The organism is Pseudomonas lactucae (assembly GCF_016937615.1).
GTDB classification, from domain to species: Bacteria; Pseudomonadota; Gammaproteobacteria; order Pseudomonadales; family Pseudomonadaceae; genus Aquipseudomonas; species Aquipseudomonas lactucae.
The window spans coordinates 1-10,710 of sequence record NZ_JAFHKI010000081.1 but is presented as its reverse complement, the minus strand read 5'-3'; the positions used below and the strand labels follow the sequence as shown (position 1 = coordinate 10,710).

Below are 10,710 nucleotides of genomic sequence, written 5' to 3'. Positions count from 1 at the left end.
GGGCTTGCTCCCGATAGCGATTTGACAAACAGCGAAGCTCTTAAGCCGGAATCGCCTTGGCCTTAGCCTCGCGATCCCACACCCGATGCTGCGCAATCGCGGCAAAGAACGCCTTGAACGCCGCAGCATCAGCCCCCAGGATCAACCCCGCATCCACCTCCAGTTTCAGCAGATCCAGCAGTGGCTTCACGTCACTGGCAACCGCAATCGCCTTCAGGTGCTTGTACGCTTCCAGCACATAGTGCAGCGCCACACCATCACCGCTCAACGCTTGCACCGACTCTTTACCACCCGGAATGAAGACCGCGTCAAACGCAATGGACGGCATGCCTTCCATCGACGCATCCACCGGCAGGGTCTTGCCATCCGCCGTGGTCACCGGTGCCGAGGTCGGCCCCAGCAACTTGGCATGCGCACCCTCGGTCTCCAGCGCTTTTTTCAGCGCATCGATCGCCGCACCGTCTACGCCGTTGGCCGCTAGAATCGCCACTTTACGCGTCTTGATATCACCCGACAGCAGGTTCACCTGGCTCAAGGCTGGTGACTTTTTCACCGATGTTTCACGCGCAGGCACAGTGCCCTTGGTCGGCACCGGCAAGCCGAGGTTTTGCGCAACGCGCTTGGCCAATTCAAGATCGATATTGGCCAGAATCTCGTTCACCTGACGGGCGCGGATAAACTCGCGTTCCACTTTGCCCAACTCGAAGCTGTACGCCGCAATGATGTGCTCTTTCTCATGGTGGCTCATGCTGTTGAAAAACAGCGTGGCCTGGGAGAAGTGGTCACCGAACGACTCGCTGCGCTCGCGTACCTTGTTGGCGTCGACACGCTCGTAATAGGTTTCGAAGCCGCCATCCGTCGGCCCTGCCGGCGTCTCCTTCGGCCAGCCGCCATCGATAGAGTTCGGCTCGTAAGAAGCGCGGCCCTTGTCTATCACGGTACGGTGCTGAGCATCGCGCTGACCGTTATGGAACGGCGCGATGGGACGGTTGATCGGGATCTCATGGAAGTTCGGCCCACCCAGTCGGCTAATCTGCGTATCCGTGTAGGAAAACAGACGGCCTTGCAGCAAGGGGTCGTTGGTGAAGTCGATCCCCGGCACGATATGCCCAGGGCAGAACGCAACCTGCTCGACTTCAGCGAAGAAGTTATCCGGGTTGCGGTTAAGCACCATCTTGCCCAGCGGCGTAATGGGCACCAGCTCTTCAGGAATAATCTTGGTGGGGTCCAGCAAGTCGAAGTCGAATTTATGCTCATCTTCTTCGGCGACCACCTGAACGCCCAATTCCCACTCGGGATAATCGCCCATTTCAATCGACTCCCACAGATCTCGGCGATGGTAGTCGGTGTCTTTACCCGCGAGCTTTTGCGCTTCGTCCCACACCAGGGAGCAGGTGCCAACCTTGGGTCGCCAGTGGAATTTCACGAAGCTGGATTTGCCTTCGGTGTTGATCAAGCGAAAAGTGTGCACGCCAAAACCCTGCATGGCGCGCAGGCTTTTTGGAATCGCTCGGTCAGACATCGCCCAGATCACCATGTGCGCCGATTCCGGCTGCAGCGAGACGAAATCCCAAAAGGTGTCATGGGCCGAGCCACCGGTAGGAATTTCGTTGTGCGGCTCAGGTTTCACCGCATGCACAAAGTCAGGAAACTTGATTGCGTCCTGAATGAAAAACACCGGCATGTTGTTGCCGACCAGGTCGAAGTTGCCTTCGTCGGTGAAGAACTTCACGGCAAAACCGCGTACGTCACGCACGGTGTCGCCGGAGCCGCGTGGGCCTTGCACGGTGGAAAAGCGCGCAAATACCGGGGTTTTATGCTCTGGGGTACGCAGGAACCCGGCCTTGGTCAGCGCTGAATGGTCGCCATAGGATTGAAAGTAACCATGTGCGCCAGTCCCGCGGGCATGCACGATGCGCTCCGGAATACGCTCATGGTCAAAGTGCGTGATTTTTTCACGCATGATGAAATCTTCAAGCAGCGAAGGGCCACGAGAACCGACCTTCAGGCTGTTCTGGTTGTCGGAAATTTTCACGCCTTGGTTAGTGCGCAAGGCTTGGCCGGTCGCGTCGGACCGGAACGCTTCCAATGCCTGCAGCTTGGCATTGGTATTGCCACGATCCAGAGTATCGGTGCCCGCAAGTTCACTCTTCGGCGGGGTAGCTGGCTTCTTGGTGCTCATCAGTCAAAACTCCATATTCAAAGTGGCCAGAGCGGTCCCCGGCTCGTTTGAGCAAAACCCAGGCACGGCACCTGGGAAATCGCGTTGCCTAAGTAGTGACTGATGGTGTTTTGGGCCGTTCCTTTTTTATGACCTTTGATCGCGTTATTGCCAAATCGCTGGATGAATGCGAAATAAATGCTAAGAAACGCTAGTCGGACAGGCTAAAATGCGCGCCCGGCTAACCGCTGATCCCTTTTCCATGCGCCCCACAAGGTTCGCTACGTGATCGAGTTTCAAAACGTCCATAAAACCTACCGCGTCGCCGGTAAGGATATTCCCGCCCTGCACCCCACCAGTCTGCGCGTCGACAACGGCCAGGTGTTTGGCCTGATCGGCCATTCGGGCGCGGGTAAAAGCACCCTGCTGCGCCTGATCAACCGCCTCGAAGAACCGAGTGGCGGCCAGATCACGGTCGACGGCGAAGAAGTCACCGCCCTGGACGCCAACGGCCTGCGCCGTTTCCGCCAGCAGGTCGGCATGATCTTCCAGCATTTCAACCTGCTGCGTCCAAGACCGTCGCCGACAACGTGGCACTGCCGCTGACCCTGGCCGGCGAATTGTCGCGCAAGGACATCGACCTGCGCGTGGCTGAACTGCTGGCCCGCGTCGGCTTGTCGGATCACGCCAAAAAGTACCCGGCGCAATTGTCCGGTGGCCAGAAGCAGCGCGTCGGCATCGCCCGCGCACTGGCGACCAAGCCCAAGATTTTGCTGTGCGACGAAGCCACCAGCGCCCTCGACCCGCAGACCACTGCCTCGGTGCTGCAGCTGCTGGCCGAGATCAACCGTGAGCTGAAACTGACCATCGTGCTGATCACCCATGAAATGGACGTGATCCGTCGCGTGTGCGACCAGGTTGCCGTGATGGACGCCGGTGTGATCGTCGAGCAAGGCTCGGTGGCCGACGTGTTCCTGCACCCGCAGCACCCGACCACCAAACGTTTCGTACAAGAAGCCGAGCAGGTCGACGAAGGCGAACAGCGCGATGACTTCGCCCACGTACCCGGCCGTATCGTGCGCCTGACCTTCCAGGGCGACGCGACCTACGCGCCATTGCTGGGTACCGTCGCCCGTGAAACGGGGGTGGACTACAGCATCCTTGCCGGGCGTATCGACCGCATCAAAGACATCCCCTACGGGCAACTGACCCTCGCCGTCACTGGCGGTGACATGGAAGCGGCGTTTGCACGCTTTACCGCCGCGGACGTTCACATGGAGGTGCTGCGCTAATGGACGTTTTCCTGAATTTTTTCGCCAACATCGACTGGTCCGAAATCTGGCTCGCCACTGGCGACACCATGATCATGCTGTTCGGCTCGCTGTTCTTCACCGTCGTGCTGGGCCTGCCGTTGGGTGTGTTGCTGTTCCTGACCAGCCCGCGCCAGATGTTCGAACAAAAAGGTTTGTACGCGCTGCTGTCGCTGATCGTGAACATCCTGCGTTCGCTGCCGTTCATTATCCTGCTGATCGTGATGATCCCGTTCACCGTTCTGATCACCGGCACCTCGCTGGGAGTAGCCGGGGCGATCCCGCCACTGGTCGTGGGCGCCACGCCATTCTTTGCGCGCCTGGTGGAAACTGCCCTGCGCGAAGTGGACCGCGGAATCATCGAGGCCACCCAGTCCATGGGCGCCACCACCCGCCAGATCATCACCAATGCACTACTGCCCGAAGCACGCCCCGGCATCTTCGCGGCGATTACAGTGACGGCGATTACACTCGTGTCCTACACCGCCATGGCCGGTGTGGTCGGTGCCGGTGGCCTGGGTGACTTGGCGATCCGCTTCGGTTACCAGCGCTTCCAGACCGATGTGATGGTGGTCACCGTGGTCATGCTGTTGATCCTGGTGCAAATTCTGCAAACACTCGGCGACAAGCTGGTGGTGCACTTTTCTCGAAAATAACGGTCATTGCCGGCCCAACGCCGGCACATGCCCGAACAAGGAGCTTGTTGGATGAAAAAACTACTGGTTGCTTTCGCCGCCGTTGCCGCGTTTTCCGCCCACGCCGAGACCCTAACGGTCGCTGCGTCGCCAGTGCCGCATGCGCAAATCCTCGAATTCGTGAAACCTGCCCTGGCCAAGGAAGGCGTGGACCTGAAGGTCAAAGTCTTTACCGACTACGTTCAGCCCAACGTTCAGGTGGCCGAAAAGCGCCTGGACGCGAATTTCTTCCAGCACCAGCCATACCTGGATGAATTCAACAAAGCGAAGGGCACTCACCTGGTGAGCGTCGGCGCCGTGCACCTGGAACCCCTGGGCGCCTACTCCAGCAAGTACAAGAAGCTGGACGAACTGCCGGACGGCGCCAACGTGGTGATCCCGAACGACGCCACCAACGGCGGCCGCGCGCTGTTGTTGCTGGCCAAGAGCGGCCTGATCACCTTGAAGGACCCGACCAACATCCTGTCGACCATCAAGGACATCACCGGTAACAGCAAAAACCTGAAGTTCCGCGAACTGGAAGCCGCCACCCTGCCGCGCGTGCTGACCCAGGTCGACCTGGCACTGATCAATACCAACTACGCCCTGGAAGCCAAGCTGGACCCGTCCAAGGACGCCCTGGTGATCGAAGGCAACGACTCGCCTTACGTGAACATCCTGGTCACCCGCGAAGACAACAAGGATTCGGACGCGGTGAAGAAGCTGGTTGCAGCGTTGCACACGCCTGAGGTGAAGCAATTCATCGAAGAGAAGTACAAGGGCGCGATCAAGCCGGCGTTCTGATCCAAGCTTCAATCTCCAAAACACTGGAGATTAAAAATGTGGGAGGGGGCTTGCCCCCTCCCACATTTGCTTTGTGTTGTCTTCACTTGCGCTGCAACAACCCCGGTAACTGCGCCACCAGCTTCTGGTTGTTCAACGGCGCACGAATAAACCCACGCTGCGTGCCATCCGGCCCGATCAACGCGAGGTTGCCGCTGTGGTCGACGGTGTAGTTGGGCTTGCTGGTGTCAGCCGGGATGAACGGGATGCTCAGCGCATTCGAGACCTTCTGCACGTCGTCCACATTCGCGCCGGTGAGGCCTGCAAATTGTGGGTCGAAGTAGCCCAAGTACTGCTTGAGCTGCGTCGGGGTATCGCGGTTCGGGTCGACACTGACCAGGATCACCTGCAACTTATCCACCGCCTCCTTGGGCAGTTCGCTCTTGATCTGGCGCAGTTGGGCGAGGGTGGTCGGGCAGATGTCCGGGCAGAAGGTGTAGCCGAAGAACAGCAGGCTCCACTTGCCTTTCAATGCGTTGACCAGCACCGGCTGGCCGTCCTGGTTGGTCATGGTTACCGGCGGCAGTTGACGGCTTTGCGGCAGCAGGATGATGCCAGCGTCAATCAGCGCAGTGGGGTCACCCTGGCTTTTGCCCGACAGCACTTTATTAACAGTCAGGCCCATGATCAGCGCGACGATCGCTACAAGGATAAAGACGGTTTTTTGAGTTCGAGTCATAGGTTCAACAATAAGTAATGGTCTACGAGCAGGGCGATGAATAACAAAAACAGGTACCAGATAGAGTACTTGAACGTGTTGATCGCCGCGTGCGGCCGACCGCCACGGTACAGCACCCAGGCCCATTGCAGAAAGCGCCCACCCAACACCAGCGCACATATCAGGTACAGCGGGCCGCTCATGTGGATGACATAGGGCATCAGGCTTACCGCCAGCAGGACGCAGGTGTAGAGCAGGATATGCACCTTGGTGTAGTGCTCGCCGTGGGTCACCGGCAGCATCGGAATGTCGGCCTTGGCATATTCCTCTTTGCGGTGGATGGCCAGCGCCCAGAAGTGCGGTGGGGTCCAGGCGAAGATGATCAGCACCAGCAGCAGCGGCTCGGCGCTGATGTGGCCGGTGACGGCGACCCAGCCCAACAACGGCGGCGCAGCGCCGGCCAGCCCGCCGATGACGATATTCTGCGGCGTCGCGCGCTTGAGGAACCCGGTGTAGATCACGGCGTAGCCGAGCAGTGAAGCCAGCGTCAGCCAGGCCGCCAGCGGGTTGGTGAACGCCAGCAACAGCGCCAGGCCCGCAACCGCCAGAAACAATGCAAACGCCAGCGCCGCGACAGGCGATACGCGACCTTCCGCCAGCGGCCGCTTGTGAGTGCGCGCCATCACCGCATCGATCCGTCGGTCCACCACATGGTTGACCGCCGCCGCTCCGCCTGCACACAGCGCAATGCCGAGGTTGCCGAACACCAGCACCGTCCACGGCACCCCGGCGCGCGTGGCGAGGAACATGCCCACCAACGAGGTGATGAGCATCAGCACCACCACTTTCGGCTTGGTCAGCTCCAGGTAGTCGCGCCAGATTGCCCGGCCGTGACCGGCGCCGATCAAGGTCGCCATGGCATCTCTCCTTTAAGGGTGACAAGGCCCGCCACGGGTTTGCGCGGGCTGAAGCGCCAGCCGAACAACCGCGGGTGACGCACCCGAACCAGGCTGGTGCGCGCGTGGTAGTTCACCAGCACCAGCGTCAACAATAAGGCCGCACCGCCAGCGTTGTGCGCAACAGCCACCGGCAGCGGCAGACCAAACGCCACATTGCTCAGGCCCAAGCCAATTTGCGCGGCCAGGGCGATCAGCAGCAAGCCGGCAAGCCGGGTCATGCCCACCGCGCGCAATTGCCAGGCCAGGCCCAGCAGCACCAGGGTAACCAGCATCGCGCCGATGCGATGGGTCAGGTGGATGGCCGTGCGCGCTTCGCTGTCGAGCCGGCCGCCCAGATAGTTGGGGCCAATGTGCTGGGTCAAGTGAAAGCCATTGGCAAAGTCCGCCGCCGGCCACCACTGGCCATGGCAGGTCGGCAAATCGACACAGGCCACAGCCGCGTAGTTGGAGCTGACCCAACCGCCAAGCGCGATCTGCCCGATCACCAGCACCAGCCCGGCGGTGGCCCAATATTGCAGGCGCTTGGGCACGACCAACGCAGGCAGTACCCCGGACAATCGCAGCGTCAGTAAAAATAGCAGACTCAAGGTCGCAAACCCGCCCAACAGATGGCCGGTCACCACCTGTGGCCAGAGCTTCAAGGTCACCGTCCACATGCCGAACGCCGCCTGGGCGAATACCACGGCCAACACGAACAGCGGCAACTTCACCGGCTGACCAGGATCACGTCGGTGACGCCACGAACGCGCCGCCAACAGCGCGATCAGCACGCCCAAGGTGCCGGCGAAGTAGCGATGGGTCATCTCGGCCCAGCCTTTGTCGGCCTCCACTGGCGCGTCGGGAAAATGCAGCTCAGCATGGGCCAGTTGGGCTTCGCTTTGCGGCACGCTGATAAAACCATAGCAGCCCGGCCAATCCGGGCAGCCGAGGCCGGCATGGGTCAGGCGGGTATAGGCACCGAGCAGCACGACGATCAGTGCCAGCAAGGTGGCAAACAACGCGAGGCGAAATCCAGGTTTGGCCATGACGGTGCCCTTATCCGATATTCGACAGTTTCAGCAGGTGGCGCAGGTCGTTGAGCAAGTCCTTGCCCTTGACCTTGGCGTCGTAGCGCAGCACCAGGTTGCCGTGGGGATCGACGATCCACAGCTGCGCCTCACCCGGTGCGGCGGCGTTCTTGGTGAAGGTCGAGAGATCCAACGAGTAACGCTGCAATTGCGGGTACTCGGCCTTGAGCTTGGCGTCGTAATCGGCGCCCACCGGTTGCGCGCTGGCCAGGGCATGACTGGCGCGAGAGGCGTCGCGGCCCAGCCCGATCTGCAACTGCCGCGCGAGGTACACCAGTTGCTGGCAGTCCGCAGCGCAGGCCGTGGGCACGGTGACCAGCAGTTGCCAGCGCATTTCATCGGCCTGCACGCCAATATCGGCGCGGGTCTGGCCGTTGCCGATCATCTCACCGTGGTAGCTGCGGCTGTCCGGCACCCAGAACTGCAGCTTGTACATAAAGGTGGCCAGCACCATCGGTCCGATCACCATCAGCAGGATCAAGAGCAGTTGCCAGCGGCCTTTGCGCCGATCAGGCCGTTCAGACATGTTGAGTGGATTCGTGGCCGCTCCCATGGGGCTTCTCCTTTTTGTTGTGCCATCCGAGGTAGAGGTAAAGCGCCAGCAATGCCAGGGCCATGGCAAACCACTGCACGGCATAGGCCAGGTGTTTTTCCGGCCCCATGGCGACCACCGGCCAGGTGGTTTCATACGTCCCGGGGCCGGCTTCGGCGCGCAGCTCGTAGGCAAAACCGCTGCGGCCCAACTCGGCCCATAGCGCGGCGGGGTGCAACGCGGTGAGCAGGCGCGGCCATGGCGCACCGGCAGGGTCGGCATGCAGTTGGAAGGTTTCGCCGGGGGCAACGTACACCCAGGCGTCGAGGTTCACCGGTTGTTCAGGGGTAGTGAAAACGGGCGCGGTGCGCCTGTCCGGCCAGGGCAGCCAGCCGCGATTGAGCAACAGCCACAGACCGCTGGCCTGGTCGTGGAAAGGCTGCAACAACTCGACCCCGACCTTGCCGTCGCGCATCCGGTTATCAAGCAATACGCTGTGATCGGCGTCGAATTGACCGCGCAAACGTACGCGGCGAAAGGCCGGATCGGCGATGTCAGTAAGTTGCTCACTGCTCATCGGCGCCGCCGCACGGCGCTCGGCGTAGGTGTCGAGCAGCACCTGTTTTTCGTGGCCACGCGACAACTGCCAGAACCCCAAACCCACCATCAACGGCAGCAGTATCAACACCACCAGTGTCGGCGCGATGCCGGGACGAAACGGTTTCATGGCGCTGGCTATACTTGTTTTCATTGCCCGCCCCCTTTGTAAAAGCCCAGGAGCCAGACCATGCTCAAAGCAGCCATTGCCCTGATGCTGATCGCGACTGTCGTGAGCCTGTTCAGTGGCTTGTTTTTTTCTGGTCAAGGACGAGGGCCACTCCGATCGCCTCGTCACTGCCTTGACCGTGCGTGTTGTGCTGGCCGTGATCACCCTGGCGTTGATCACCTGGGGTTTTTTCAGCGGTCAGCTGGTGTCGCATGCACCTTGGTAAGACGCCTCACAGTACGTAAACGAAGAAAAACAAACCGATCCACACCACATCCACAAAGTGCCAATACCAACTGGCCGCCTCGAAACCGAACTGGTGCTCGGCATTGAAATGCCCCCGCAGGATACGCATCAACATCACAAACAAGATGATGGTGCCGATGGTCACGTGGGCGCCGTGGAAACCCGTGAGCATAAAAAACGTCGCGCCGTACACCCCCGAGCCCAGGGTCAGACCCAGCTCTTTATAAGCGTGGATGTATTCCTCGGCCTGGAACCCGAGGAACGCCAGGCCCAGCAGCACGGTGATCGCCAGCCAGAGCTTCAGCGCACCGCGATGCCCCTTGCGCAGGGCATGGTGGGCGATGGTGATGGTCACGCTGGAACTCACCAGCAGGATGGTGTTGACCAACGGCAAGCCCCACGGGCTTATCGTGCCTTCAGGCGCCGGGTACATTTTCGGGTCAGGGTTGTTGAGTAACGGCCAGGCAAACTCGAAGTTCGGCCACAGCATGTGCGCGATGCCTTTGGGGCCTTCGCCGGCCAACGCAGGACCGGACAGGTGGCGCACGTAGAACAGCGCACCAAAGAACGCGATAAAAAACATCACTTCGGAAAAGATGAACCACGTCATGCCCCAGCGAAACGAGCGGTCCATCTGCGAACTGTACAAACCGGCGCGGCTTTCTTTGATCACCGCCCCGAACCAGCCAAACATCATGTAGGCCAGCAACAGCCCGCCGACGAAGAAGATCCACGGGCCATGGGATTCCGGGCGCGCGGCCTTCAGGTCGTTGAACCACACGCCCAGGCCATACACGGTGATCAGCAGACCAAACGTGGCAATTATTGGCCATTTACTTTGCGCTGGTACGTAGTACGTATCATGAGTCGACATGTATTCGCTCTCCTGATTGAGCGGGCAAACAGTAGCTAGCCCCCGGTGCGGACAGCCACGGGCGGTTGGCGCGCAGTGATGTCAAACAGCGTGTACGCCAGCGTCAGATGCTTCACATCCTTGGGCATGTCGCGGTCGACGATGAAGCGCACCAGCATTTCGATACGCTCGCCTGGCTGCAGCACTTGCTGGGTGAAGCAAAAGCATTCGGTCTTGTGGAAGTACATCGCCGCTTCGGCCGGAGAGATGCTCGGGATCGCCTGGGCCGTCATCGGCTTGCTCGTAGGGTTGTAGGCCACAAACAGCATCTCGTTGACCGCCCCCGGATTGACCACGATCTCATCGGCCTTGGAATGGAACTCCCAGACCATGTCGATGGCATTGGTCGATAGGAACTGCACCCGCACCTGACGCGACGGGTCCACCACCTGCGAGCCCTCGTACTGGCCGGCGGTCTTGCCGTTGATGCCGAACGCCTTGCACATCACGTCGTAGATCGGCACCAGGGCAAAACCAAAGGCGAACATCGCCAGCACCAGGATCAGCAGGCGGGTGACCAGGCGCTTGAGGGGCACGGATTCAGCCATGGTGCTCACCCGAGCCGAGCACAATCAATGTGG

The 10,710-nt window shown here is 60.4% G+C and carries 10 protein-coding genes and 2 pseudogenes; 4 read left to right on the top strand and 8 right to left on the bottom strand.

Going from position 1 to position 10,710, the window contains the following annotated elements:
* Nucleotides 1–40 precede the first annotated feature (40 nt).
* Nucleotides 41–2,182, bottom strand: coding sequence for a catalase HPII (gene katE, locus JWR98_RS15885; RefSeq protein ID WP_205490507.1), 2,142 nt, complete (start codon nucleotides 2,180–2,182; stop codon nucleotides 41–43).
* A 264-nt stretch (nucleotides 2,183–2,446) separates the two neighbouring features.
* Here katE and JWR98_RS15880 point away from each other — a divergent pair.
* From JWR98_RS15880 to JWR98_RS15870, 3 genes and pseudogenes are all read left to right on the top strand, one after another.
* Nucleotides 2,447–3,453, top strand: a pseudogene (locus tag JWR98_RS15880) (methionine ABC transporter ATP-binding protein).
* Nucleotides 3,453–4,127, top strand: a complete 675-nt coding sequence (locus JWR98_RS15875) for a methionine ABC transporter permease (RefSeq protein ID WP_205490506.1) — start codon at nucleotides 3,453–3,455, stop codon at nucleotides 4,125–4,127. The pseudogene JWR98_RS15880 and the gene JWR98_RS15875 overlap by 1 nt, the downstream one beginning before the upstream one ends.
* A gap of 51 nt (nucleotides 4,128–4,178) precedes the next feature.
* Complete coding sequence (locus tag JWR98_RS15870; protein WP_205490505.1) at nucleotides 4,179–4,949, top strand: MetQ/NlpA family ABC transporter substrate-binding protein; 771 nt, start codon at nucleotides 4,179–4,181, stop codon at nucleotides 4,947–4,949.
* An 82-nt stretch (nucleotides 4,950–5,031) separates the two neighbouring features.
* Here JWR98_RS15870 and JWR98_RS15865 read toward each other — a convergent pair whose 3' ends face one another.
* From JWR98_RS15865 to JWR98_RS15845, 5 genes are read right to left on the bottom strand one after another with little or no spacing between them, the layout of a single operon-like run.
* The gene (locus JWR98_RS15865) at nucleotides 5,032–5,667 is read right to left on the bottom strand and encodes an SCO family protein (RefSeq protein WP_205490504.1); all 636 of its coding nucleotides are present in this window, start codon (nucleotides 5,665–5,667) and stop codon (nucleotides 5,032–5,034) included.
* Nucleotides 5,664–6,563, bottom strand: a complete 900-nt coding sequence (gene cyoE, locus JWR98_RS15860; RefSeq protein WP_205490503.1) for a heme o synthase — start codon at nucleotides 6,561–6,563, stop codon at nucleotides 5,664–5,666. Before cyoE ends, JWR98_RS15865 begins: the two co-directional genes overlap by 4 nt.
* Nucleotides 6,551–7,630: a COX15/CtaA family protein gene (locus JWR98_RS15855; protein WP_205490502.1), complete on the bottom strand. Its 1,080-nt coding sequence runs from the start codon at nucleotides 7,628–7,630 to the stop codon at nucleotides 6,551–6,553. The genes cyoE and JWR98_RS15855 overlap by 13 nt, the downstream gene beginning before the upstream one ends.
* Before the next feature lie 10 nt (nucleotides 7,631–7,640).
* Nucleotides 7,641–8,225 (bottom strand): hypothetical protein, encoded by a 585-nt coding sequence (locus tag JWR98_RS15850; protein WP_205490501.1) that lies wholly within the window; start codon nucleotides 8,223–8,225, stop codon nucleotides 7,641–7,643.
* Nucleotides 8,191–8,955: an SURF1 family protein gene (locus JWR98_RS15845; RefSeq protein WP_078735374.1), complete on the bottom strand. Its 765-nt coding sequence runs from the start codon at nucleotides 8,953–8,955 to the stop codon at nucleotides 8,191–8,193. The genes JWR98_RS15850 and JWR98_RS15845 overlap by 35 nt, the downstream gene beginning before the upstream one ends.
* Before the next feature lie 36 nt (nucleotides 8,956–8,991).
* Here JWR98_RS15845 and JWR98_RS15840 point away from each other — a divergent pair.
* Nucleotides 8,992–9,196 (top strand): annotated as a pseudogene (locus tag JWR98_RS15840) (twin transmembrane helix small protein).
* Nucleotides 9,197–9,202: 6 nt separating this feature from the next.
* Here the strand turns inward: JWR98_RS15840 and JWR98_RS15835 are convergent.
* A complete protein-coding gene (locus tag JWR98_RS15835) occupies nucleotides 9,203–10,090 on the bottom strand; it encodes a cytochrome c oxidase subunit 3 (RefSeq protein ID WP_003170768.1) in 888 nt (295 codons plus the stop codon).
* A 35-nt stretch (nucleotides 10,091–10,125) separates the two neighbouring features.
* Complete coding sequence (locus JWR98_RS15830; protein WP_205490499.1) at nucleotides 10,126–10,677, bottom strand: cytochrome c oxidase assembly protein; 552 nt, start codon at nucleotides 10,675–10,677, stop codon at nucleotides 10,126–10,128.
* Between the last annotated feature and the right edge of the window lie 33 nt (nucleotides 10,678–10,710).